The sequence below is a fragment of the Actinomycetota bacterium genome (assembly GCA_040754375.1).
Taxonomy (GTDB): Bacteria; Actinomycetota; Acidimicrobiia; order Acidimicrobiales; family AC-14; genus JBFMCT01.
Map to the genome: position 1 here is coordinate 18,920 of JBFMCT010000007.1, position 24,482 is coordinate 43,401.

Consider the following 24,482-nt stretch of genomic DNA (forward strand, 5'->3'; position numbering starts at 1 on the left):
CGGTCGTGACCGGTCCCGCCACGGCCGCCGGTGGTGCCACTGACTACTGCGACCTGGCCCGCAGCTACGCCAAGGCGTTCGAGCGCTTCGGCCAGCCGGCCACGGCCGACGACCACCGTTCCTACTACCGCAACGCCCTGGCCGCGGCCCGCCGGGCGCCGGCTGTGGCCCCGGCCGAGTTGCGGGCCGACGTGGTGGTCGTGGCCGACGGGTTGCAGGCCCTGGTGGCCGGCCTCGAGGGGATCGACTACGACTTCGCCCGGGTGTCCTACCTGCCTGCCCAGGTCATCACCAAGCTCATGTCCGGCCCGTTCGTGGAGTCCTCGCGCAAGGTCGCCGACCATGCCCGCCAGTCGTGTGGGGCCGGGTGAACGGAGACCGCATACGGGACCTGCTGGCCGCCGGCCACAGCGTCCTCATGCCGGGCGTGTGGGACGCCCTGTCGGGCCGGCTGGTGGCTCAGGCCGGCTTCGAGGCCTGCTTCCTGTCGGGTTACGCCACGGCCGCCACCCTGCTGGGCATGCCTGACTTCGGGTACCTGACGCAGGTGGAGATGGCCGAGGTGGCCCGCCGGGTGTGCGCGGCCGCCCCCGGCGTAGCCGTGGTCGTCGACGGCGACACCGGCCATGGCAACGCCCTGAACACGATCCGTACGGTCGAGCTGTGGGAGGCGGCCGGGGCGGCCGGCATCTTCTTGGAGGACCAGGTGTGGCCCAAGAAGTGCGGCCACATGGCGGGCAAGCGGGTGGTCCCCCGGGAGGAGTGGCTGACCAAGCTCCGAGCGGCCGTCGACCACCGCGACCGGCTGTTCGTGGTCGCCCGTACCGACGCCCGTGCCGCCGTGGGGCTCGACGAGGCCTGCCTGCGGGCGCGGATGGCGGCCGACCTGGGGGTCGACGCCGTCTTCGTGGAGGCGCCCGAGTCGGTCGAGGAGATGGAGGCCATCGCGGCCGCCACCCCCGGCCTGGTGAGGGTGGCCAACATGATCGAAGCCGGCCGTACGCCCCTGCTGACCCCGGCCGAGCTGAGCGAGCTCGGCTACCGGCTGGTGGTCTCCCCCCTGACCGGCCTGTTCGCCACGGCCCGGGCCCTGGCCGGGGCCTACGGCGTGCTGCGGGAGAAGGGTTCCCTGCGTGACGACCTCGACCTGGTGACCGACTTCGCAGCCTTCAACCGGCTCGTCGACCTCGACCGCCACTACGAGCTCGAGTCGCGCTACGCCGACGGCCCTTGAACCAGCCCGAGCCTGGGCCGATCGGGCCGGCCAAGGTGCGGTTCGCCTCGCTCCAGCCCCTCCGCCACCGCGACTACTCCCTCATCTGGTTCGCGGCCCTCGTCAGCAACTTCGGGACGTGGATGCAGACGGTGGCCGTCGGCGTACTCGTCACCCAACTGACGGGCCAGGCGGGCTGGACGGGCCTCGTGGGGGCGGCCGCCTTCCTGCCCATCGGGGTGCTCTCGCCCGTCGGGGGGGCCATGGCCGACCGGGTCGACCGCCGGAAGTGGCTGGCTTGGACCACGATGGGCGAGATCTTCTTCGCGGTGGCCCTCACCGTGCTCACGGCCACGGGCAACATCAACGCCCCGGTGCTCACACTGCTGGTGCTCGGGGGCGGGTCGATGGCCGCCCTGGGCCTGCCCGCCTTCCAGGCCATCCTGCCCGACCTCGTCCCCCGCGAGCAGCTCCTGGCCGCCAGTTCCCTGGGCCTCATGCAGTACAACCTGGGACGGGTGGTGGGCCCGGCCCTGGCCGGTCTGGTGCTCGCCTTCGGGTCTTACACGTGGGCCTTCGCCATCAATGCGGCGTCGTTCGGGGCCGTCCTGGTGGCCGTCCTGGCCGTACGCCTGCCCGCCGCTCAGCCCTCGGACGAGGCCGGGGGTCTGTGGGCCCGCATCGTCACCGGGGCCCGGGCCGCCCGGGCCGAGCCCGGGTGCCGGCTGGCCATCATCTCCATCGCCGTCATCGCCTTTCTGCTCTCGCCGTTCATCGCCCTGGTGCCGGCTGTGGCCCTCAAGCTGTTCGGGAGCGCCGGCACGGGCACCTCGGTGCTCATCACCGCCCAGGGGGTCGGGGCGGTGGCCGGCGCGCTGGTCCTGGCCAACCTGGCGGCCCGCTTCGGCCGGCGCCGCGTCCTGACGGCCGACATGGCCGTGCTGCCCCTCCTGCTGGTCGTCTACGCCTTGGCGCCCACCCTGGCGGCGGCCACGGTCGCCATCGCGTTGGTCGGCGGCGCCTACGTCGGCCTGCTGTCGGGGCTGGGCACGGTCGTCCAGCTGCGGGCCCCGGCGGCGCTGCGGGCGCGGGTGCTGAGCCTCTACATGGTTTCCCTGGGTGTCGTGTACCCGCTCGGCGCCGTGGTCCAGGGCGTCCTGGGTGACCTGTTCGGGCTACGGGCCGTGACGGTGGCCACCGCGCTGATGTTCCTGGCAGGCCTGGCGGCCGTACGGACGCTGCGCCCGGGCCTGGCCGACGCCCTCGAAGACCCGGTGGACGGTCCCGGGCCGGGCCCCGGCCCCGCCCCGGCTCCCTCGGGCCCCCTCCTCGAACGCTGACGCTGAACTGGCCCGACCGGGTCAGTGACGGTTGCGGCTACCTCAGCCGGGCCGGAAGACGGGCAGGCCGTCGCCTTCGGCCGAGATCGGGGCCACGCCCGCGGCGGCCGCCAGGGCGTTCCACCCCTCGCGGTCCCAGCCGGGCACGGCGGCCTGGACGTCCCCGTCGCCGTCGACCAGGAACAAGGTGGGGACGGACCTGACCCCGTAGGCTGTGGATACCCGGTAGGGCGGGGGTTCGGTGACGGTCTGGACCCTCTGCCCGTAGCGTTCGGCGTAGGCCCGCAGGGCAGGGGCGGGGTCCTCGCCGATGGCCACGACCCGAGCGCCGGCGCGGGCCAGTGCATCGACCTTGGGGGCCACCAGCTGGCAGACGGGGCAGGTGACCTTGAAGAAGGCGAGCACGACAGGCCCTTGCTCCCATGGGTCCGTCACTTGTTCGCCGGTCTCGGCGTCGTCGAGGATGAACGTGGGCGCTGGGTCTCCGGGGGACAGCATCGGGGCGATCGTAGACATGACGCGGCGCCCGGGTTGAACCTTGGTACGGTCGGGCCGAAAGCGGGGATGAACATGGCGATGCGAGACAGATCTGTTCCAGTGACGGCCCGGCGGGTGGGGAGGGTGCCCGCTGTCCCGGCCCTCGCACTGGCGGCCCTGCTCCTGTCGGCCTGCGGCCAAGGGGCGGGGGCCGATCTCTCGGCCCGCCCGGTGGCCGCCGCGGTTGCCGCCGAGGAGACGACGACCACCTCGGTGCCGCCCACCACGGCCGCCCCCTCGACCACGACCACCACCACGACGTCTTCTGCTCAAGCTCCGGCGCCACCGCCTCCGCCCGGGCTCACGGTCGGCTCCGAGGGCCCTGCTGTCCTGGCCCTCGAGGAGAAGCTGGCCGCCCTCCACTACTACGTAGGCCAGGTCGACGAGGGTTACGACGGAGACACCCGCGACGCCGTGCTCGCCTTCCAGAAGGTCACGGGCATGGAGCGCACGGGCCGGGCCACAGACGACGTGGTGGCCGCCGTGGCCGCGGCCAGCGGCCGCCCCACCCCGCTCGTGCCCGGGGGCGGGTTCAAGCGGGTGGAGGTCGACCTCGACCGCCAGGTGCTGTTCCTCTACGAGGGAAACAACCTGGCCACCATCCTCAACGTCTCGACCGGGAACAACGAGCGTTTCTGCTCCCAGGGTTGGTGCCGCCGGGCGGTGACCCCGACGGGGGCCTACACGGTCTACTCCCGGGCCTACGGCTGGGAGACGGGGCCGCTGGGCTCGCTCTACAACTCGCTCTACTTCAACGGTGGCATCGCCATCCACGGTTCCCGGTCGGTGCCCGCCTACCCCGCCTCCCACGGCTGCGTGCGGATCTCCATGAGCGCGGCCGAATGGATGCCCGAGCGGGTCACGATCGGCACCCCGGTCTACGTGGTAGCCGCCGGCGAACCCACGCCCGCCCCCGTCGGCCTCTCGGCCCCCCCGACCAGCACCCCGACCACGGTCGTGCCCGACACCACCACGACCACCACCCGGCCCGACCTGCTCAGCCAACTGCTCGGGCCCCGCACCTGATCCCGGCGGGTCGAGCCGGTCCGCCGGGCGGGCGTCAGGCCCGGGTCGGGGGCTCCGCCGCGGGCTCGTCGTCGTCGGTGTAGCCCGCGTAACCCGTCGTCTCCAGTTCCTCGGCCAGCTCGGGACCACCGCTGGCCACGATGCGGCCTTTACGCAGCACCGACACCTTGTCGGCGTGCAGTTCGTGGAGCAGGCGGCTGTAGTGGGTGATCACCAACACGCCGATCCCCAGCTCCTCGGTCATCTCCTGTACCCGGCGGCTGACCTCCCGCAGCGCGTCGACGTCGAGACCGGAGTCGATCTCGTCGAGAACGGCGATCTTGGGCCGCAAGGTGCCGAGCTGCACGACCTCGTTGCGCTTCTTCTCCCCGCCCGAGAACTCCACGTTGAGGGCCCGGCTGAGCAGGGCGACGCTCATGCCCACCTTGGCCGCCTCGGTCGCGATCCGGTCGCTCACCCCGAGGGCGTCGTCGCCGCGTGCCCGGAGGGCCTCGGCCAGCGCTTCCTCCAGGGCCACACCCGGCACCTCGGTGGGGTACTGCATGGCCAGGAAGAGGCCGGCTTGCGCTCGCTGCCAGGTGGCCAGGGCGGTCAGATCGGCGCCGTCGAGGGTGATCGACCCACCCGTCACGTGGTAGCCGGCCTTGCCCATGATCACGTGGGCCAGAGTCGACTTGCCTGACCCGTTGGGCCCCATGACGGCGTGCACCTCGCCGCTGGATACCGAGATGTCGACGCCATGGAGGATGTCCTGGCCGTCGACCCCGGCCCTGAGGCCCGAGACGATCAGGGAGGAGCCGGTGCTCGGGCCTGTCAATGTGCCTCCACGAAGATCTGGTCGTCCTCGAGGACCACCCGGTAGACCGGGACGGGCCGGGTGGCGGGCAGGCTCTGGGGCTCACCCGTCTCCAGGGAGAACGTGCTCCCGTGCTTGGGGCACTCGATCTCGCGCTCGTCGGCCCACACCTCGCCTTCGGCCAATGAGTAGTCGGCGTGGCTGCAACGGTCCCCGAGGGCGTAGAAGTCGTCGCCGATGCGGACCACGGCGATGCGGTGCTGGCCGTCGTCGAACTTCACGGCCGTGCCCGGCTTCACGTCGTCGACCCGGCCCACGAGCTTGCGCACCGTCTTCATCGCGTTGCCCGTCCCACCCGGCTGGCCACGTTGGCCTTGACGGACGCCACCATCTCGGGCATGGGCAGGCTGTCGAGCACCTCACCGAAGAACCCGAGGACGATGAGGCGCTCGGCCGCGTCGGGCGGCAGGCCCCTCGACTCCAGGTAGTAGAGCTGCTCCTCGTCGATGGGGCCGACGGCGGTGGCGTGGCTGCAGCGCACGTCGTTGTTCTCGATCTCCAGGTTGGGGACCGACATGGCGCCTGCCCCGTCGCTGAGCACGAGGTTGCGGTTGGTCTGGAAGGCGTTGGTGCCGGGGGCGTCCTTGCGCACACGGATGAGCCCCGAGTAGACGGCCTGGGCCCGGTCGGACACGGCCCCTTTGAACAACAGGTCGCTGGTGGATGCCGGGGCGGCATGGTCCTGGAGGGTGCGGAAGTCGTGCATCCGGTCGCCGTCGGCGAAGTAGACGGCCGTAAGCCGGCTGGTGGCCCCCTTGCCGGTGATGGTCGAGTCGGCCCGCACCCGGGCGTAGTCGCCGCCCAGGGCCACGGTGGCCGATCGGAGGGTGGCGTCGGCCCCCACCCGGCTGGCCTGGTAGCCGATCTGCCAGATCCGGGGGCCGAGGTCCTGCACACCCAGGTAGGTCACCCGGGCGGCCGGGCCCACGTCGAGCTCGACCACCGGGGCCGTCATGGCGACCACGTCGGCCGAGCCCAGGTGTTCGACGACGGTCACCTCGCTGTCGGGGCCGGCGTGCACGATCGTGTGGGGGAACGTGGCCAGGCCCTCGCCGTCCAGCCATTGGAGCACCAGGACCGGACGCTCGACGGTCATCCCGGCCGGCACGCGTACCACGGCCACGCCCGGGAGGAAGGCCCCGTTGAGCTCGCAGAAGGCGTCGGTGGACGCGGGCGCCACTGCCCCGAGGAGGTCATCGCCCTCGGCCAGGTCGGCGATGTCGCCTACGAACAGGCCCCGGGCGGCCAGCGTGGGGTCGAGCTCCACGTGGGTCACCGACCCGTTCCTCACGACCACCAGGGCGGCCACGTCTCCGGCCGCGGCAACCACGGACGCCAGCTCGGCCGGGGCCCGGCGGTCGCCACCGCCGCCATCGGGACCGGCGGGCCGGAAGCGATCGAGGTCGAGCTGGGAGATGCGGCTGTAGCGCCAGATCTCCTCGGCTTCAGTGGGCAGGGCCAAGGCCGAGAACCGTTCGGCGGCGGCCGACCGCCGCGCTCCCAGCCACTGCGGCCCCGCCAGGGCGGCGGCGGCATCGGCCGTAAAGGTGGTCAGCGGGCTCTCCTCCTCGGCTTGGCGGCGGGGGGCGGTCGGTGAAAGGGGGCCGCTCGCGCGGCCCCACTGCCAGCCATCCTACTCCTGGTGCTTCAACGGCCCCGGCGGCCGGGCGCGATCTCCTCGGTCGAGCCTTCGGAGCGGCCCTCCTGGGGCCGGGCGTCGCCTTCCGTGGCGCCGCTGGTCCGGCCTTCGGCGCCGTCGTGCGGACGGGCGCCGTTGCCGTCCTGGCTGGTGTCCCCCTTGAGGGCACGAGGCTCGGGTTTGCGCATGACCACCCGGCCCGCGGCCTGGTCGACCAGTGCCCCCACCTCGGCGCCGTCGATCGTCTCCTTCTCCAGCAGGTTGCGGGCCACCAGGTCGAGGCCACCCCGGTGTTCCCGGAGAGTGGCCCGGGCCCTGTCCTCCTGCTCGCGCAGGATGCGCCCGACCTCCTCGTCGATGACTCTGGCCGTCTCGTCGGAGTAGTCACGGGAGTGCATGAGGTCGTCACCCAGGAACACCATCCCTTGGGAACCCCACGCCATAGGGCCCACGCGCTCGCTCATGCCCCACTCCCGCACCATCTTGCGGGCCAGCTCGGTGCAGCCCACCAGGTCGTTGTTGGCCCCGGTGGAGATGATGCCGTAGACGAGCTCCTCGGCGATGCGCCCGCCCAAGCGGACGACCAGGGAGTCCTCGATGTAGGTGCGCTGGTAGATGTGGCGCTCCTCGACGGGAAGCTGCTGGGTGACGCCCAGGGCCATGCCCGCGGGCAGGATCGTCACCTTGTGGACGGGGTCGGCGAACTCCATCACGTAGGCCAGCACGGCGTGGCCGCCCTCGTGGTAGGCGATGATCTCCTTCTCCTTGTCCGAGAGCACCATCGACTCCCGGCGCTGGCCCATCAGCACCCGGTCACGGGCCGACTCGAAGTCCTCCATGAACACTTCCTGGGCGCCCCGGCGGACGGCGAAGAGGGCGGCCTCGTTGACCAGGTTGGCCAGGTCGGCCCCGCTCATGCCGGGCGTGCCCCGGGCCACGGTGGCCAGCTCGACGTCGGGGGCGATCTTCTTGTCGCGGCAGTGGACCTGGAGGATCAGCAGGCGCTCGTCGACGTCGGGCAGGGGGACGACGACCTGGCGGTCGAAGCGGCCCGGGCGCAGCAGGGCGGGGTCCAAGATGTCGGGGCGGTTGGTGGCCGCCATCATCACGATCCCCTCGGTGGTCTCGAAGCCGTCCATCTCCGAGAGCATCTGGTTGAGGGTCTGCTCGCGCTCGTCGTGGCCCCCGCCCAGGCCCGCCCCCCGCTTACGGCCGATGGAGTCGATCTCGTCCACGAAGATGATGCACGGGGCCTGCTTGCGGGCCGTCTGGAAGAGGTCGCGCACCCGGGCCGCGCCCACGCCCACGAACATCTCCATGAAGTCCGAGCCGGTGATCGACATGAACGGCACGCCCGCCTCGCCGGCCACGGCCCGGGCGATGAGGGTCTTGCCCGTGCCCGGGGGGCCGACGAGCAGCACGCCCTTGGGGATGCGGGCACCGATCTCTTTGAACTTGGCGGGCAGCTTGAGGAAGTCGACGACCTCCTTGATCTCCTGCTTGACGCCGTCGTAGCCGGCCACGTCGGCGAAGGTCGTCTTGGGCTTCTCGGTGGAGTACACCTTGGCCTTCGACCGCCCGATCGACATGAGCCCGGCCATCTGGCCCTGGGCCCGCCTTCCCATCCACACCCAGAAGGCGATGAGCAGGCCGATGGGCAGCACCCAGATGAGGATCGACCCGAGCAGGTTGGAGCTGGGCGGCCGGAACTTGACCACCACGCCCTTCTCTCGCATGAGGGCCAGGTCTTCGTCGGGGATCTGGACGGGGCCGGTCGTGGTGAACTCGCGCTCGGCACCGGTGTTCAGCTCACCGTTGATGCGCGAGGACTCGTTGGCGATCTCGACCTCGGCGACCTCGCCGGCCACCACCTTCTCCCGGAACTCGCTGTAGGTGAGCTCCTGGCCCGACGAGCCGCTGAGCCAGGGTGAGAGGAGGACGACCAGGACTGCGACGGTCACCAGTCCCCACACGACGGGTCGCGGCCAGCCCGCGGGGCCACCGCCAGGCGGCGACGTGGAACCGGGACGGTCTTTCCGCGAACCCCGGGGGGCCGGGGGCGGGGCGCTCATGTGGTCATGCTAAACGGCCTTGGCCACTTGCATGGACGCACCAGCGACATGCCGTCGATCCGCGAGCGGCTCCGGGCCAGCGCGACCGGGGGGCGCCCACAGCTCCCAGCGCCGGCGGTGATCGCCCGACTATCGGCCCCCATCCCCCTAGAACGGGCGCTACTTGGGTACGGTTGGCCCGATGGAACGTGCCCGTCTCTGTAGCCGGCCGGGTTGCGCCGAGCCCGCGGGGGCCGCTCTCGCATTCCAGTACGCGAGCCGTACGGTTTGGCTCGAAGACCTGGGCGAGCCCGACCCGCACACGATCGACCTGTGCACCATGCACGCCGACCGCCTCAGCCCTCCCCGGGGCTGGACGGGTGAAGACCGGCGCCGCTCCGCCGGCCCGGCAGCCCGCGTCGCTTCATAACTCTTCTTGGGCGGCAGACCGGACACTCCCCGGTGGGGGCTGGGTGACGCGGCCGCCGGCTTCTTCGTGGGCCTGGTGCTCTCGAGCGCAGTGGCTGCCGCCTTCCTGCCCGATGCTCCCGGGGAGACCGACATCAGCCTCACAGGCCAGGCCTTGTCCCAGATCGGGCTGTGGACGGGCCTGGTCGGGGCGGCCGTGCTGGCCTCCCGCCGCAAGGGTACGGGCCGTCTGGCGGCCGACTTCGGCTTGCGGGCCCGCCCGGTGGACGTGCCCGTGGGCATGCTCGCCGGGGCCCTGGGCCAGCTCGTGCTCGTCCCCCTGGTCGCCTTCCTGCTGCGGCCGCTACTGGGCGAACCCGAAGTGTCGGGACCGGTGCAGGACCTCGTCGACTCGGCCACCGGCTCGGCGGTCATCGGGCTGTTCGTTTTCGTAGTCCTCGGAGCGGCGGTGGTGGAGGAGTTGTTCTTCCGGGGCCTGGTGATGGGAGCGCTCAGGAGGAGGATGGGTGCCGTCGCGGCCGTCGTGATCACCGGTGTGGTCTTCGGGATCGCCCACCCCCAGGACCTGCCGGCCGACGCCCTGGCCCTGGTGATGATCAGCCTGGCCGCCCTCGGCATGATGTGGGGCGCCCTCGTGGTGCGTACCGGGCGCCTGGGCCCGGCCATCGTGGCCCACGCCACGTTCAACGCCTGGACGCTCACCGTGCTTCTCACCCGATGAGCCCGATCTGGCGCGGCCCGGCCGGGATGACAACATAAGGGGATGCGCCAGCTCCTAAGCCGGCGGCCGGGACTGTCCGTGCTGCAGTCGCGAAGCCCCGAACAGCTCATCACCTTCGGGATCGTGGCCGCCGCCGCCGTGTTCGTCTTCAGCCAGCTCCATCCCGAGCTGATCCTGGCCGACACCACCGCCGCGGGCGGTGACATGGGGGCCCACGTGTGGGGCCCGGCCCACCTGCGCGACCACCTGCTGCCCAACTTCCGGATCACGGGCTGGGCCAACGACTGGTACGCCGGGTTCCCGGCCCTGTGGTTCTACTTCCCCCTGCCGTCGCTGATGATCGTCATCCTCGACGTGGTCCTGCCTTACAACGTGGCCTTCAAGCTGGTGACGGTGGCCGGCGTGGTGGCCATGCCGGTGTGCGCCTGGGCCTTCGGCAAGCTGATGGGGATGCGGTTCCCCGGCCCTCCGCTGCTGGCCCTGGCCACCCTGCCGTTCCTGTTCGACCGCTACTTCACGATCTACGGCGGCAACATCCCCTCCACCTTGGCCGGGGAGTTCTCGTTCTCGATCAGCCTGTCCATGGCCCTGCTGTTCCTGGGGTTCGTGGGCCGGGGCCTCGATACCGGCAAGCACCGGGGCACGGCCGCCGTGCTGCTGGCCGTCACCGGCCTGTGCCACCTGCTGCCCACGATCTTCGCGGTGGTCGGGGCGCTGCTGCTCCTGCTGCTGCGGCCCGGCAAGGTGCGGGCCCAGTTCCTGGGCATGATCCTCGGGGTCGGGGCGTTGCTGGCCGCCTTCTGGTCGTTCCCGTTCCTCGTCCGCCTGCCGTATGTGAACGACATGGGGTGGGAGCGCCTCAGCGAGTACTCCGCCAACCTGTTCCGCTGGGACGGCCCCCACAGCCTGAGGCTGGTCCTGATGCTGGCCCTGGCCGGGGCCATCGTCTCGGTCCTCTTCCGCCGCCGCACCGGCCTGTTCTGGTTCGGGATGGCCGCCATCGCGGCCGCCGTGTTCGTCATGGCTCCCCAGGGGCGCCTGTGGAACGCCCGCGTGCTGCCCTTCTGGTACTTCTCGCTCTACATGCTGGCCGCCGTAGCCGTCTCCGAAGCGAGCATCGCCGTCGCCCAGCTGTTCGCCAAAGACCCCAGCTACCCGTCCAAGAGGATGCTGCGGGCCGCCCCCCTGATGGCCGCGGTGGCCGTGTGGATGGGCGTCGGGGTGCCCCTGGGGGCGGTGCCGAGCTGGGTGCCGGCCCCCCAGACCACCGACCAGAGCTTCATCCCGTCGTGGGCGCGGTGGAACTACTCGGGCTACGAGCGCAAGGACGCCTGGCCGGAGCACGAGGGGATCATCCAGACGATGACCGAGGTGGGCATCACCAACGGCTGCGGGCGCGCCCACTGGGAGTACGAGTCGGCCCTCGACCGCTTCGGCACGCCCATGGCCCTCATGCTGCTGCCCTACTGGACCGACGGCTGCATCGGGTCGATGGAGGGCCTCTACTTCGAGTCCTCCCCGACGACCCCGTTCCACTTCCTCAACGCCGGGGAGCTCTCGAAGGCGCCGTCCAACCCTCAGCGCGACCTGCCCTACCGACCCCTCGACATCGCCGCCGGGGTCGAGCACCTCAAGATCGTCGGCGCCCGCTATTACATGGCCTTCTCCGAGGAGGCGGTCACCGCCGCCAACCAGCACCCTGACCTGCGCCTCGTGGCCCAGACGGGCAAGTGGCAGGTGTACGAGGTCGCCGGGTCCGAGCTGGTGGTGCCCCTGGCCTTCGAGCCGGCCGTCGTCAAGGGCGCCCAGACGCGGGGCGAGAGGCCCTGGCTGGACGTCGCCGTCAACTGGTACATGGACCCCGCGGCCCACGACGTCTACCTGGCGGCCGACGGGCCCTCGCAGTGGCCCCGGATCGAGATGCACGAGGTCTCGGGTGGGACCACGATCATCGGTTCGGGGGTGGCCGTCGACAACCCGCCCCGCAAGCCCGTGCCGGGCACGGGGGTGAGGAACATCACGACGACCGACAACTCGATCTCCTTCGAGGTCGACCGTCCCGGATCGCCGGTGCTCGTCAAGGCGTCCTACTTCCCCAACTGGAAGGCGTCGGGGGCCGACGGCCCGTGGCGGGTGAGCCCCAACCTGATGGTGGTCGTCCCCACGTCCAACGAGGTGCGCCTGCACTTCGGGTGGACAGCCGTGGACATCATGGGCTGGTTGCTCACGTTCGCGGGTATAGCGGCCGTCGTGTTCTTCGTGCGGCGCGGGCCGGTGGACCTCGATCCCGGTGAGCCGGTCGACGGCCCGGTCGCGGCCGGGGGCCCGCCGAGCGGCGAGGCCGAGCAGCCCGCCCTGAGCGGAGTGGGCCGCCTGCGGGCGGTCGGCGGGCGCGCCCGGGCGCGCTCGTAGTCGCCGGGCGCGGCGTCAGTGGGCATTAGACCGGTTGCCGGTCCCGAGGCGCTCCCCGAGGACGTTCCCATCGGCGAAGTCCCACCCGGTGAAGCCGGGGCTGCGGTCGCGGCTGGGTCGCGCTGGCGGGTGGCGGCGGGGGTGGTCATCGCCGTCGGTGTCGTGCTGCGGTTCGCCACCGTCTCGCACCTGTGGCTCGACGAGGCCCTGACCGTCAACATCGCCCGCCTTCCGGTGAGCGAGATGTTCGAGGCGCTGCGCAACGACGGGTCGCCGCCCGTCTACTACCTGCTGCTCCACGGTTGGATGTCGGTCTTCGGCGAGAGCAACCTGGCCGTCAGGGCGCTGCCCGGGCTGTTCGGCGTGGCCGCCCTGCCCCTCGCCTTCGTGGCTGCCCGCCGGATCGGGGGTCCCAGGGTGGCCTGGGCCGCCATCGTCTTGATGGCCGCGGGGCCGTTCGCCATCCGGTACTCCACCGAGGGTCGGATGTACTCACTGCTCACGGTGCTGGTGCTGGCCGGCCTGTTGGCCGTCCTCTCCCTCCTGGAGGGGGGCGGTGCCCGTCCGGCGGCCGCCCTGGCTGTGGTCACCGCTCTCGTCCTGCTCACGCACTACTGGAGCTTCTACCTGGTGGCCGTGGCCGTGGTCGCCCTGGCCCTGGTCGCCCGCCGGGCCCAGGGCCCGGCCCGGGCCGGCGCTCGGCGAGCGCTGGTGGCCATGGCCGGCGGGGGTGTGCTGTTCCTGCCGTGGGCACCGGCGTTCCTGTTCCAGCTGGCCAACACGGGGACGCCCTGGGGCCGGCCCGGCAACGTCCGGTCGCTGTTCGACACCGTGACTCACTTCGCGGGGGGCTACTGGGACCCGGGGATCGCCCTGGGGCTCGTCTACTTCGGCCTCATCGGCCTGGCTCTCTTCGGCTCGTCGGCCGGGCCCCGCCGGGTGGTGCTCGACTTCCGTTCCCGCGCTCCCGGCAACTGGCTGGCGGCCGTGGCCTTCGGCACGTTGGTGGTGGCCATAGTGGCCGGCCAGCTCGGCCGGTCGGCCTTCGCCGTCCGCTACGCGGCCGTCATCTACCCCCTGTTCGTCATCGTCGTCGCCCTGGGGGCCAACGCCCTGGCCGACGTGCGGGTGTTCAACTGGGTGTTGGGCGTGGCCGTGGTGCTCGGCTTGTGGGCGACGGTCCCCAACGTCATCGGTGACCGCACGAGCGCCGGGCGGGTGGCGGCCGCCATCGACGCCGGCGCCCGTCCCGGCGACGTGGTGGCCTACTGCCCCGACCAGCTCGGGCCGTCGGTCAGCCGGGAGGTCACGGCCACCGGCCTGGTGCACCTCACCTTTCCCCGGGCGGGCTCGCCCGAGCTGGTCGACTGGGTGGGCTACGAGGCCGTGAACCGGGCCGCGCAGACGCGCCCGTTCGCCCAGATGCTGATAGACCGGGCCGGGCCGGACAACGATGTGTGGCTGGTGTGGTCACCTGGGTACCGGACCTTCGGCACCAAGTGCGCCAACCTCATCGAGCAGCTCGACGATGTCCGTCCGGTGAACGAGCGGGTGATAACGGTGTCCACCAAGTACTTCGAGCGGCCCGGTCTCGTCAGGTTCAGGGCTACCAGCGCAGGGTGAGGGAGACATGAGCAGTTCACAGGACGACCGCCGCGAGCTGGACGTGGTGGTGATCGGGGCCGGACCGGCCGGGCTGACGGCCGCCTACGAACTGGGGAAGAAGGGGTACCCGTCGACGGTCCTCGAGGCCGACACGGTGGTCGGCGGCATCAGCCGCACGGTCGAGCGCGACGGTTGGCGCTTCGACATCGGCGGCCACCGGTTCTTCACCAAGGTGAAGGCCGTGGAGGAGCTGTGGCACGAGATCCTGCCCGACGAGGAGTTCCTGCTGCGTCCCCGGATGAGCCGCATCTACTACAACGGGAGCTTCTTCGACTACCCGCTCAAGCCTATGAACGCCCTCAAGGGGCTGGGCGTGGTGGAGGCCGTCAAGTGCGTGGCTTCCTACGGGTGGGCCCGGGTGCGCAAGCCCAAGGACGAGACCTCCTTCGAAGGCTGGGTGTCGGCCCGCTTCGGCTACCGCCTCTACCGCATCTTCTTCAAGACCTACACCGAGAAGGTCTGGGGCGTGCCGGCCACCACCATCAAGGCCGACTGGGCGGCCCAGCGCATCAAGAACCTGTCCCTGGCCAAGGCGGTCATGAACGCCGTGCTCCCCAAGCGCAACCAGAAGGACATCACCTCGCTGATCGAGGAGTTCCAGTACCCCAAGCACGGCCCGGGCATGATGTGGGAGCGCTGCCGGGAGCTGGTCGAGGGCCAGGGCAGCCAGGTCGTCATGGAGGCGGCCGTGACCCAGGTGCACCACGAAGGGGGCCGGGCGGTGGCCGTCACCGCCACCCGAGGGGGCGAGAGCACCCGCTACCCGGCCACCCACGTGATCTCGTCGATGCCGATCAGCACCCTGCTGCGGATCATGAGCCCGCCCCCGCCGCCCGAGGTGATGGCTGCGGCCGACGGCCTGACCTACCGGGACTTCCTGACGGTGGCCCTCGTCGTGCCCGAGGCCGACGGGTTCCCCGACAACTGGATCTACGTCCACTCGCCCGACGTCCGCCTGGGCCGCATCCAGAACTTTGGCTCCTGGTCGCCCTACATGGTCAAAGAGGGCAAGACGTGCCTCGGCCTCGAGTACTTCGTGTTCGAGGGCGACGACCTGTGGACCAGTCCCGACGACCAGCTCGTCGAGCTCGGCAAGCGGGAGCTGGCGGCCCTCGGCCTCGTTCAGCCTGAGCGGGTCGAGGCCGGCTACGTGGTGCGGATGCCGAAGGCCTACCCGATGTACGACGGGACCTACAAGGCCAACGTGGCCGCCCTACGGGCGTGGCTCGAGGCCAACACGCCCAACGTCTATCCCGTGGGCCGCAACGGCATGCACAAGTACAACAACCAGGACCACTCCATGTACACCGCCATGCTGTCGGTCGAGAACATCCTGGGGGCCAGTCACGACATCTGGACGGTCAACGTGGAGGCGGCCTACCACGAGGAGAAGTCGGGCGACGAGGGGGCGGCCGAGGCGGCTGCGGGGAAGCCCTGAACCAGTGACCGCTTCCCGCCGGCTCCTGGTGTTCGTGCTCCCTCTGTTGGCCGCGGTGGCCGGCGGGACGGTCATCTGGGCTCTGGCCGGGCGGGGGGGCGGTGAGGCCTCGGTCGTGGGCACCGGACCGGGGCCCGGGCCCAAGGGCACGGCGGGAGGCCACCCTCCAGGTGGGGAACGCGAGGGCGCCGAGGGAGCTCCTTCGACGACCGCGGCCGCCGGCCAGCCGGTGCCCACAACTGCCGCCCGCGACGCCCCGCCCACCTCGGCATCGCCCACCCCGTCCACCACCGTGGCCGGGCCCCAGGTCACGACGCCCACCGGGGAGGGTGAGCGCCTCCACGTGAAGTTCGCCACCGGGACCGGGGCCCGCTGGCGCGAGGGCCGGTTCGTCAGCCTGAGCGGCCACGACCTGTCGGCCGTGGACGCCGTCCTGGCCCGGTCCCCGGTGGTGCGGGTGGAGCGGTTGTTCACCCGCCCCGAGCAGGACATCGAAGCCGATCGCCTGGCCGCCGAAGCACGCACCGGGTTGGCCCAGCCCGACCTCAACCTGTACTTCCGAGTGGTCCTGGCCTCCGGAGCCCCGGCGGGGCCACTGGTCGCGGACCTGCGGGCACTCTCCGTGATCGAGGACGCCTACCCCGAGCCCGCCGCCGCCCCCCCACCCGGGGGGCCCTTGACACCGCCACCGCCCCCCGCCTAGACCAGCGCCCGCTGGCACAAGCGGGAGGGGCAAGGGACTTGAACAGGTTCAGTACGGCCGCGTCCGGGCGTCCGAAGCGGCGGGCGGTCTTCGCCCTCGTCTCGCTCGTGGCGGGTCTCACCGTGTTCTCCTCCACGGGCACGACGTCGGCCCAGACGAGCGTGCCCGTCGATCGCCCCTTCCAGGCGCGCGTCGGGGGCAACAAGGCCCTGGTGGCGGCCCAGCCCGTCGACCCCTCCAACCTCCGGGTGCTGCTGAAGTTCCAGGAGGGCACCGGGGTGCGCCTGCGGGACGGGGCCTTCACCGCTCCCGCCGGGGTCGACCTGAGCGGGCTGGAGGCCGTGCTCGCGGACCACCCGGGCACCGCGGTCAGCCGCCTGTTCAGCCGCCCGGAGGGCGAGATCGAAGAGCAGAAGGAGCAGGTCGAGGCCCGGTCGCGCCGCCAGCAGGCCGACCTGAACCTGTACTACCGGCTGGTGGCCCCTGAGGGCACCGACGTCGGGGCCCTGATCGCCGCCCTCAACTCGCTGGCCGTCGTCGAGCTGGCGTCCCAGGAGCCCGAGCCCGCCCGCCCGCCCGTAACCCCCGACTTCGAGCCCCAGCAGGGCTACCGCCAGGCGGCTCCCGGAGGGATCGACGCCGACTTTACCCGGACCATCCCCGGTGGCCGGGGCGAGAACATAACCATCGTCGACATCGAGTATTCGTGGAACGTCAACCACGAGGACCTGACCAAGGCCGCCCTGCCCGGTGCCCTCATCGCCAACGGCACGCCCGAGGACCCGTTCAACGACGACAACCACGGCACGGCCGTGCTCGGGCAGATCATCGCCGACGACAACGGGTTCGGCGTCACCGGGATCGTCAGCGAGGCCACCCTGCGGATGGTCAACGCCAGCACCGACATGGGCTACGCCCTGGCCAACGCCATCGACCTGGCCACCGCCGCCCTGGCCCCCGGCGACGTCATCCTCATCGAGCAGCAGACGACCGGGCCCAACGGGGGTTGCGATGCGATGAGCCAGGTGGGCTGCGCCCCTGTCGAGTGGGTGCAGGCGTTCTACGACGCCATCGTGCTGGCCACCTCGGCGGGGATCATCGTGGTCGAGGCCGCCGGCAACGGCAGCCAGGACCTCGACGGCGCCGAGTACGGTTCGCCCTTCCCGGCCGGCCGCCCCGACTCGGGGGCCATCATCGTGGGGGCGGGGGCCGCGCCCGGGTGTACCAACCCGGCCCGGGGACGGCTCGGCTTCTCCAACTTCGGCGCCCGGGTCGACCTCCAGGGTTGGGGCCAGTGCGTGACGACCACCGGCTACGGCGGCCTGCAGAACGAGGTCAACGCCACCTACACCAGCTCGTTCAGCGGCACCTCCAGTGCATCGCCCATCGTGGCGGGAGCGGCCGGCATCCTGTCGAGCATCGCCCAGGAGCGGGGCGTGACCCTCACCCCCCAGCAGGTCCGTTCGATGCTGCGGGCCACGGGCACGCCCCAGCAGTTCGGCGCCACCGGCCAGATCGGCCCCCTGCCCAACCTGTTCGCGGCCATCGCCGCCTTCACGTGCACCAACCCGCCGCCAGCCACCATCACCGCCGTGCCCGGGGTCATCACCGTGGGGACGCCGGGCGACGACGTGATCTACGGCACTGCTGGTGACGATCGCATCTTCGGTGGTGGCGGCAACGACATCATCATCGGGTTCGGGGGCAACGACATGCTCTCGGGGGGCGACGGGAACGACATCCTGTGCGGTGGTGACGGCAACGACTCGCTGGCCGGTGGTGCAGGCAACGACTTCCTGAGCGGCGACGCCGGGAACGACGACCTGTCGGGCGGCGCGGGTGACGACACCCTCGTCGGTGGTACGGGAGCCGACCGGCTGGTCGGCGGCCTGGGCACCGACCACTGCACACCCGGTGGCGACCTAGGCGACGCCGCGGTCCAGTGCGAGACGGTGTTATAGGGGAGCGTCAGCCCCCCTGGCCCGTCTCTCCTCGTTCCACAGGGCGAAGCGCAGGCGGGCGAGGGCCAGCAGGGTGCGGGGGATGCGCCGGGCGATCGAGCTGCGCGACGGCCGGCGTTCCTCCACGGTCACGGGTACGGACGTGACCGAGAGCCCGGCCCGTTCGGCCCTCAGGATCAGCTCGGTGTCGTAGATGTCGGTGCCGTAGCGGCACTGGGCCGCGAGGTCGCGCAGCGGGGCCCTCCGCAGGACCTTCACCCCGTGAGTGTCGGCCACCTTGAGCCCGAACCCGTAGCGCAGCACAGTGGTGAACACGGCCGTGACCAGCCGGCGGGGCCAGCCCCGCGTGTCGACGGCCCCCGAGCCCCGCTTGCTGCCCACCACCACGTCGGGGCCGCCGCCGGCGTTCATCAGGGCCAGGGCACGGTCCAAGAACCCGAAGTCGTAGTAGTCGACGTCGAAGATGGCCACCAGGTCGCCGGCGGCCTCGAGGAACCCGGCCCGCAGGGCCCCGCCGTAGTCGGCGACAGGCCGTGACAGGGCCCGAACCTCGTGGAAGTCGACGGCCAGCTTTCCGGCCACCTCGACGGTGCGGTCGGTCGAACCGTTCTCCACCACCACGATCTCGAAGTCTCCGGGGCGGGACCGCATCTCGCCCACGACCTCGGCGACGGCATTGGCGAGGAACGCCTCCTCGTTGTGGGCGGGCATGACCACCGAGATCATCGGACGGTGAGCGTAGGCGCCCCGGCCTCCGGACCGGTGCCCGGTGCCCCACTACTGTGGGTGCCTCGATGTCTCTCGACTCCATCTTCAAGGCCTACGACGTGCGCGGCCTCGTCCCCGACCAGTTCGACGCCCAGGCGGCCCGGGCCATCGGATGGGCGTTCGCCCGGTTTGCCGGGGAGCCTCGGGTCCTCGTGGCGCGTGACATGAGACCGTCAGGCGAGGAGCTGGCGGCCGCCTTCGCCGAGGGCGCCAACCGGGCGGGGGCCGACGTGGTCGACCTGGGCCTGGCCTCGACCGACCTGCTCTACTACGCGGCCGGCAAGCTATCGGCCCCGGGGGCCATGTTCACCGCATCGCACAACCCGGCCCGCTACAACGGGGTCAAGTTCTGCCTGGCCGGCGCCCGGCCCGTCGGCCAGGACACGGGCCTGGCCGACATCAAGGCCGGGGCCGCGGCCGTCCTGGCCGGCGAGCAGGCAGTGGAGAGCTCGGGGCCAGCCGGGACGGTGTCCCACCTCGACCTGCTCGACGACTTCGCGGTCCATGTCCGCTCGTTCGTCGACGTGGGGGCGCTGCGACCCCTCAGGGTGGTAGCGGACACAGCCAACGGCATGGGGGGCCTGGTGGTACCCCGGGTGTTCGACGGGTTGCCCTTCGACCTCGAGGTCTTGTTCCCCGAGCTCGACGGCAACTTCCCGAACCACCCGGCCGACCCCATCCAACCCGAGAACCTCAAGGCGCTCCAGGCCCGGGTGCTGGAGAGCGGGGCCGACATCGGACTGGCCTTCGACGGCGACGCCGACCGGGTCTTCCTGGTCGACGACGAGGCCCAGCCCATCTCCGGGTCCACGACCACCGCCCTGGTGGCCAAGGTCGTCCTGGCCAAGAACCCCGGGGCCACGATCATCTACAACCTCATCTGCTCCAAGGCCGTGCCCGAGGTGATCCTGGAGAACGGGGGTGTCCCGGTGCGCACCCGGGTGGGCCACTCGTTCATCAAGGCCGTCATGGCCGAGCACGACGCCCTGTTCGGTGGCGAGCACTCGGGCCACTACTACTTCCGGGACAACTACCGGGCCGATTCGGGGCTCATCGCCGCCGTCCTCGTGCTCGAGGAGCTTTCCCGGTCGGGCCAGCGCCTGTCGGAGCTACGCAAGCCGTTCGAGCGGTACGCCGCCTCGGGTGAGGTCAACGTCGAAGTCGACGACCCACCGGCGGTGATAGAGAAGGTGGCAGCCGGGTTCCCGGCGGCCGAGGCCGACCGCACGGACGGCCTGACCCTCGACTCGGGCGACTGGTGGGTCAACCTGCGCCCGTCCAACACCGAGCCCCTCCTGCGCATCAACTTGGAGGCGCCCGACCCTTCGTCCTGCAAGGAGCACCTCGACCAGGTGCTCGCGCTCGTGAGAGGTGGCTGAAGATGGCCCTGGACCCGCTCCTGCTCGAGATCCTGGCGTGCCCCGAGGACAAGGGCCCGCTCTATTACCTGGAGGACGAGCAGTCCCTGTACAACCCTCGCCTCAAGCGCCGCTACGCCATCCGCGACGACATCCCCATCATGATGATCGACGAAGCTGAGACGGTGGCCGAGGACGAGCACGACCGGATCATGGCCAAGGTCGAGGCCGGCGGCCTCCAGCCGACCTTCGAGCCTGCCCCGTGAAGACCGGGGAGGCCCTCGACACCGAGGGCATGCTCGACGCCGCGGCGCGGCTGCCCGAGCAGATAACCGAGGCCGCCGAACGGGCGCGAGGGCTCGACAACCTGCCCGAGCACGACGACGTGGAGAACGTGGTCGTGATCGGCATGGGCGGGTCGGCCATCGCCGGGGAGGTGCTGCAGGCGGCCGCCGGGCCTTACCTCCCGGTCCCCGTGCTGGTGTTCCGCAGCTACCACGTGCCCGCCTTCGTGGGCGAGGGCTCGCTGGTCTTCGCCATGTCGTTCTCGGGCGACACCGAGGAGACCGTCGAGGCCGTGACCGAGGCCGCCCTCCAGGGGGCGCGGGTCGTGGCCGTCACCCGGGGCGGCGAGCTGGGTTACCGGGCCTCGTCGTGGGACGCACCAGTGGTCGAGATCCCCGAGGGGATCCCCCAACCCCGGGCCGGCCTGGGCGCCCTGGCCATCCCCCCGCTCGTCGTCCTCGAGGAGATCGGACTGTTCCCCGGGGCGGGCCACTGGATCGAGCTGGCCGCCGACCAGGTCATGACCCGGCGGGACCGTCTGTCCCGGCCTGGCAACCAGGCCGAGGACCTGGCCCAGCGCATCGGCCGCACGATCCCGCTCATCTACGGCGGGGGAGGGCTGGGGTCGGTGGCTGCCCACCGCTGGAAGACCCAGGTCAACGAGAACGCCAAAGCCCCCGCCTTCTGGAACAGCCACCCCGAGCTGTGCCACAACGAGGTCGTGGGTTGGGGCCAGCACGGCGACCTGACCCGCCAGGTGATCACCGGGGTCAACCTGCGCCACGACTTCGAGCACCCCCAGGTCATGGAGCGCTTCCGGGTGGTGTCCGAGATCATGAGCGAGGTCGTGGCGGACATCTGCGAGGTGCAGGCCGAGGGGGAGGGTGAGCTGGCCCAGCTCCTCGACCTGGTCCTGATCGGCGACTTCGTATCGGTCCACATGGCGCTGCAAGAAGGGGTCGACCCCGGCCCCGTACCCGTCCTGAACGAGATCAAGACCGCCCTGCAGGGGACGCGGTTGGAGGGAGAACACCCGTGAGCAACGGCGCCGAGTACGACATCGCCGACCCTGGCCTGCTGGAGCTGGGCCGCCAGCGCATCGCCTGGGCGGACACCCACATGCCGGTGCTGGCCAGCATCCGGGAGCGTTTCGCCAAGGAGCGGCCGCTCGACGGCGTGACCATCGCCGCCTGCCTGCACATCACCACCGAGACGGCCAACCTGCTGCGCACCCTGGCCGCGGGCGGGGCCAAGGTGGTGGCCTGTGCCTCCAACCCGCTGTCCACCCAGGACGACGTGGCTGCCGCCCTCGCTCTCGACGAGGGCATGGCCGTCTATGCCATCAAGGGAGAGGACACCGAGACCTACTTCCGCCACATCGACGCCGCCCTCGACGCCCACCCCCAGATGACGATGGACGACGGCTGTGACCTCGTCTCGCGCCTGCACCAGCAGCGGCCCGACCAGGTTCCCGAGGTGCTGGCCGGCACCGAGGAGACGACTACCGGGGTCATCCGCCTGCGGGCCATGGAGGCCGACGGGGCCCTGAGGTTCCCGATCGTGGCCGTCAACGACGCCGACACCAAGCACATGTTCGACAACCGCTACGGCACGGGCCAGTCGACCCTCGACGGGATCATCCGGGCCACCAACGTGCTACTTGCCGGCAAGGTCGTCGTGGTGGCCGGCTACGGCTACTGCGGCAAGGGCGTGGCCAGCCGGGCCCGGGGCCTGGGCGCCCAGGTCGTAGTGACCGAGATCGACCCCCTGCGGGGCCTCGAGGCGGCTATGGACGGGTTCCGGGTGGAGGCCATGGGCGACGCAGCGCGCGAGGGTGACATCTTCATCACCGTCACCGGCAACCGTGACGTGCTGCGTTCCGAGCACTTCACAGCCATGAAGGACGGCGCCATCCTGGCCAACTCCGGCCACTTCGACATCGAGATCGACCTGGCCGCCCTGGCCACCCTGGCCGAGGGCCGCCGTCGCCACGTAAGGCCCTTCGTCGAGGAGTTCGTCGTCGGTGACCGGCGTGTGCTGGTGGTGGCCGAGGGCCGGCTGGTGAACCTGGGAGCGGCCGAGGGCCACCCCGCGGCCGTCATGGACATGAGCTTCGCCAACCAGGCCCTGTGCGCCGAGTGGGTCATGGCCCAGAAGGGCTCGCTGGAGCCCAAGGTCTACGACGTGCCCGGTGACATCGACCGCGAGATCGCCAAGGTCAAGCTGGAGACCATGGGGGTCGAGCTCGACGTGCTCACCCCGGCCCAGGCCGAGTACCTCTCCTCCTGGACGGTCGGAACCTAACCTCCGACGCGGTCTCAGTATATTTGTTGCCGCCTAGCGGCAACAAATCTACCGAGACGTGATCATCATGGTTGTCACACCCTCTCGTTATCCTGAGGGCTGTGATGGAGGTCGACCGGGCCCTAGCGTCACTGGCCGAGCGCCAGCACGGACTGGTGAGCCGGCGCCAGGCCTTGGCCATGGGCACGTCGGCCAGCGGCTGGCAGCGGCGGGTCAAGGCGGGGCTTTGGTTGCCCGCGGGACCGCCCGCCGTCTACCGCCACGCCAGCAGCTCGCCGTCGTGGCAACAGCGGGTCATGGCCGCCGTCCTCTCGGGCCCGCCCGCAACCGTTGCGTCGCACCGCTCGGCCGCCGCCCTGCACGGCATCTGGGCACCGGACCACGTCGAGGCGACGATGCCGCGCCGCGCCGGCTCGAGGGGCGGGGCCGCCTTCCACCGCGAGGAGCTCGACCAGGTCGACGTGACGGCCGTGGCCGGGGTCCCGGTGACCGCGGTCGAGCGCACCCTCGTCGACCTGGCGGCCGTCGTGGGCGACAGCGGGGTCGAGCGGGCGGCCGAGGCCGCGTTCCGCCTCGGCCTCACGACCTCCGAGAGGGTCGCCCGGCGCCTCGAGGAGCTGGCCGGTCCCGGGCGGACCGGCGTGCGGCGGCTGCGGCGGGTGCTCGGGCACCGCCACCGCGGGCGTCCGGCGGGCAGCGAGCTCGAGGTACGGGCCATCCAACTCCTGTGGGCGGCCGGGCTGGACACGTTGGTCCGCCAGTTCGAGGTGATCATCGGTGGCAACCGGTACCTCATCGACCTGGCCGACCCGGTGCGGCGGGTGGCCATCGAGCTCGACGGGTTCGCGAGCCATAGCGATGCCATCGCCTTTCAGCGCGACCGTGCCCGGCAGAACGCGCTGGTCCTGGCGGGGTGGACGGTGCTGCGGTTCACGTGGGCCGACGTGGTCCACCGTCCTGGGCAGGTGGTGGCTGCGGTGGCCGCCGCGCTGGCCGCGTGACGTGCTGTTCCCGGCCCGTTGCCCGGTGTGCGGTGCCCACGGCCCGGCGCCGTGCGGGGCCTGCCGGGCGGCCCTGCGCCCGGCGCCGCCCCTGCCGCCCCCGCCCGGTGTCGACTCGTGCCGATCGTTCGTCGCTTACGCGGGAGTGGGCCGCGAGCTGGTGGCCCGGTTCAAGTACCGCAACGCCCGGGCATCGATCGGGTTCCTGGCCGACGGCATGGCCGCCCTCGTCGACGCGTCGACCGTCGATGCGGTGACGTGGGTGCCGACCACGCCCGCCCGTCGCCGCCAGCGGGGGTTCGACCAGGGCCAGTTGCTGGCCCGGGCCGTCGCCCGCCGGCTGGGCCATCGCTGCCGCCGGCTGCTGGTCCGGGGCCCGGGCCCGGCCCAGACGGGCCAGGCGCAGGCCGAGCGCCACCGGGGCCCGACGATCGCAGCCGCCCGCCGGCGCCCGCCCGCCCGGGTGCTGGTCGTGGATGACGTGGTCACGACCGGGGCGTCCCTGGCGGCTGCCGCCCGCGCCCTGCGGTCCGCCGGTGTTCGGGAGGTCACGGCCGTCACCGCCGCCCGAACGTCGCTGCGGCGCCTACACTCAGGTATGGCCGAGTGCGGGTCTGTGGTTGAAAGTCGACGCCAGCCGCAGGCGAAACGACCCACGTAAGGCAACCATTGGTTGCCGATCATGGTGCGGCTTAGAGGTAAGACCTGCTCGACCGGGCCCGAATGGCGGGCACCGGTGGGAGAGGGAGGGAAGCGTCACACGTACGGTTGTGAG

Annotated in this window: 23 protein-coding genes; 17 read left to right on the plus strand and 6 right to left on the minus strand. The window is 71.5% G+C overall.

Translation table 11 applies throughout. The features are described 5' to 3' along the window. The first annotated feature begins 5 nt into the window (after positions 1–5). From AB1673_04805 to AB1673_04815, 3 genes are read left to right on the plus strand one after another with little or no spacing between them, the layout of a single operon-like run. Positions 6–371, plus strand: coding sequence for a hypothetical protein (locus AB1673_04805; protein MEW6153298.1), 366 nt, complete (start codon positions 6–8; stop codon positions 369–371). Next, complete coding sequence (locus AB1673_04810; protein ID MEW6153299.1) at positions 368–1,234, plus strand: isocitrate lyase/PEP mutase family protein; 867 nt, start codon at positions 368–370, stop codon at positions 1,232–1,234. The genes AB1673_04805 and AB1673_04810 overlap by 4 nt, the downstream gene beginning before the upstream one ends. Next, a complete protein-coding gene (locus tag AB1673_04815; protein MEW6153300.1) occupies positions 1,231–2,553 on the plus strand; it encodes an MFS transporter in 1,323 nt (440 codons plus the stop codon). Before AB1673_04810 ends, AB1673_04815 begins: the two co-directional genes overlap by 4 nt. A 42-nt stretch (positions 2,554–2,595) precedes the next feature. Here AB1673_04815 and AB1673_04820 read toward each other — a convergent pair whose 3' ends face one another. Further along, positions 2,596–3,051, minus strand: a complete 456-nt coding sequence (locus tag AB1673_04820) for a TlpA disulfide reductase family protein (GenBank protein MEW6153301.1) — start codon at positions 3,049–3,051, stop codon at positions 2,596–2,598. A 123-nt stretch (positions 3,052–3,174) separates the two neighbouring features. Between AB1673_04820 and AB1673_04825 the strand changes: the two genes are divergently transcribed. After that, complete coding sequence (locus AB1673_04825) at positions 3,175–4,116, plus strand: L,D-transpeptidase family protein (GenBank protein MEW6153302.1); 942 nt, start codon at positions 3,175–3,177, stop codon at positions 4,114–4,116. Positions 4,117–4,150: 34 nt separating this feature from the next. Here AB1673_04825 and sufC read toward each other — a convergent pair whose 3' ends face one another. The 4 genes from sufC to ftsH all read right to left on the minus strand — a co-directional run bounded on the left by sufC (position 4,151) and on the right by ftsH (position 8,683). Beyond that, positions 4,151–4,933, minus strand: a complete 783-nt coding sequence (sufC, locus tag AB1673_04830) for a Fe-S cluster assembly ATPase SufC (protein MEW6153303.1) — start codon at positions 4,931–4,933, stop codon at positions 4,151–4,153. After that, positions 4,930–5,250: a non-heme iron oxygenase ferredoxin subunit gene (locus tag AB1673_04835; protein MEW6153304.1), complete on the minus strand. Its 321-nt coding sequence runs from the start codon at positions 5,248–5,250 to the stop codon at positions 4,930–4,932. Before AB1673_04835 ends, sufC begins: the two co-directional genes overlap by 4 nt. Beyond that, positions 5,247–6,434, minus strand: coding sequence for a Fe-S cluster assembly protein SufD (gene sufD, locus AB1673_04840; GenBank protein MEW6153305.1), 1,188 nt, complete (start codon positions 6,432–6,434; stop codon positions 5,247–5,249). Before sufD ends, AB1673_04835 begins: the two co-directional genes overlap by 4 nt. A gap of 185 nt (positions 6,435–6,619) precedes the next feature. Continuing rightward, positions 6,620–8,683, minus strand: coding sequence for an ATP-dependent zinc metalloprotease FtsH (gene ftsH / locus AB1673_04845; protein ID MEW6153306.1), 2,064 nt, complete (start codon positions 8,681–8,683; stop codon positions 6,620–6,622). A gap of 181 nt (positions 8,684–8,864) precedes the next feature. Between ftsH and AB1673_04850 the strand changes: the two genes are divergently transcribed. Genes AB1673_04850 through AB1673_04880 form a run of 7 tightly spaced genes read left to right on the plus strand, consistent with a single transcriptional unit; the run spans position 8,865 to position 17,991 of the window. After that, positions 8,865–9,092: a DUF3499 family protein gene (locus AB1673_04850; protein ID MEW6153307.1), complete on the plus strand. Its 228-nt coding sequence runs from the start codon at positions 8,865–8,867 to the stop codon at positions 9,090–9,092. A gap of 6 nt (positions 9,093–9,098) precedes the next feature. Next, on the plus strand, positions 9,099–9,812 hold the full coding sequence (locus AB1673_04855; protein ID MEW6153308.1) for a type II CAAX endopeptidase family protein: 714 nt from the start codon (positions 9,099–9,101) through the stop codon (positions 9,810–9,812). A gap of 42 nt (positions 9,813–9,854) precedes the next feature. Then, a complete protein-coding gene (locus AB1673_04860; GenBank protein MEW6153309.1) occupies positions 9,855–12,224 on the plus strand; it encodes a hypothetical protein in 2,370 nt (789 codons plus the stop codon). 18 nt (positions 12,225–12,242) lie between these two features. Continuing rightward, entirely contained in the window at positions 12,243–13,847 is a 1,605-nt protein-coding gene (locus AB1673_04865; protein ID MEW6153310.1) for a glycosyltransferase family 39 protein, read from the plus strand. A gap of 7 nt (positions 13,848–13,854) precedes the next feature. Then, entirely contained in the window at positions 13,855–15,327 is a 1,473-nt protein-coding gene (locus tag AB1673_04870; GenBank protein MEW6153311.1) for an NAD(P)/FAD-dependent oxidoreductase, read from the plus strand. A 4-nt stretch (positions 15,328–15,331) separates the two neighbouring features. Continuing rightward, a complete protein-coding gene (locus AB1673_04875) occupies positions 15,332–16,030 on the plus strand; it encodes a hypothetical protein (protein ID MEW6153312.1) in 699 nt (232 codons plus the stop codon). A gap of 38 nt (positions 16,031–16,068) precedes the next feature. Beyond that, positions 16,069–17,991: a S8 family serine peptidase gene (locus tag AB1673_04880; GenBank protein MEW6153313.1), complete on the plus strand. Its 1,923-nt coding sequence runs from the start codon at positions 16,069–16,071 to the stop codon at positions 17,989–17,991. On the opposite strand, the gene AB1673_04885 is transcribed toward AB1673_04880, so the two are convergent. Further along, positions 17,986–18,717, minus strand: coding sequence for a glycosyltransferase family 2 protein (locus AB1673_04885; protein ID MEW6153314.1), 732 nt, complete (start codon positions 18,715–18,717; stop codon positions 17,986–17,988). The genes AB1673_04880 and AB1673_04885 overlap by 6 nt on opposite strands. A 68-nt stretch (positions 18,718–18,785) precedes the next feature. Between AB1673_04885 and manB the strand changes: the two genes are divergently transcribed. The 6 genes from manB to AB1673_04915 all read left to right on the plus strand — a co-directional run bounded on the left by manB (position 18,786) and on the right by AB1673_04915 (position 24,368). Then, positions 18,786–20,138 (plus strand): phosphomannomutase/phosphoglucomutase, encoded by a 1,353-nt coding sequence (gene manB / locus AB1673_04890; GenBank protein MEW6153315.1) that lies wholly within the window; start codon positions 18,786–18,788, stop codon positions 20,136–20,138. A gap of 2 nt (positions 20,139–20,140) precedes the next feature. After that, positions 20,141–20,383 (plus strand): Trm112 family protein, encoded by a 243-nt coding sequence (locus tag AB1673_04895; GenBank protein ID MEW6153316.1) that lies wholly within the window; start codon positions 20,141–20,143, stop codon positions 20,381–20,383. Next, positions 20,380–21,441 carry a bifunctional phosphoglucose/phosphomannose isomerase gene (locus AB1673_04900; GenBank protein MEW6153317.1) on the plus strand — a complete coding sequence of 354 codons (1,062 nt, stop codon included), beginning with the start codon at positions 20,380–20,382 and terminating at the stop codon, positions 21,439–21,441. The genes AB1673_04895 and AB1673_04900 overlap by 4 nt, the downstream gene beginning before the upstream one ends. Continuing rightward, positions 21,438–22,706 carry an adenosylhomocysteinase gene (gene ahcY / locus AB1673_04905; protein MEW6153318.1) on the plus strand — a complete coding sequence of 423 codons (1,269 nt, stop codon included), beginning with the start codon at positions 21,438–21,440 and terminating at the stop codon, positions 22,704–22,706. The genes AB1673_04900 and ahcY overlap by 4 nt, the downstream gene beginning before the upstream one ends. Before the next feature lie 104 nt (positions 22,707–22,810). Then, a complete protein-coding gene (locus AB1673_04910) occupies positions 22,811–23,707 on the plus strand; it encodes a DUF559 domain-containing protein (GenBank protein MEW6153319.1) in 897 nt (298 codons plus the stop codon). Position 23,708: 1 nt separating this feature from the next. After that, positions 23,709–24,368, plus strand: coding sequence for a phosphoribosyltransferase family protein (locus AB1673_04915; protein MEW6153320.1), 660 nt, complete (start codon positions 23,709–23,711; stop codon positions 24,366–24,368). The last annotated feature ends 114 nt before the right edge of the window (positions 24,369–24,482 follow it).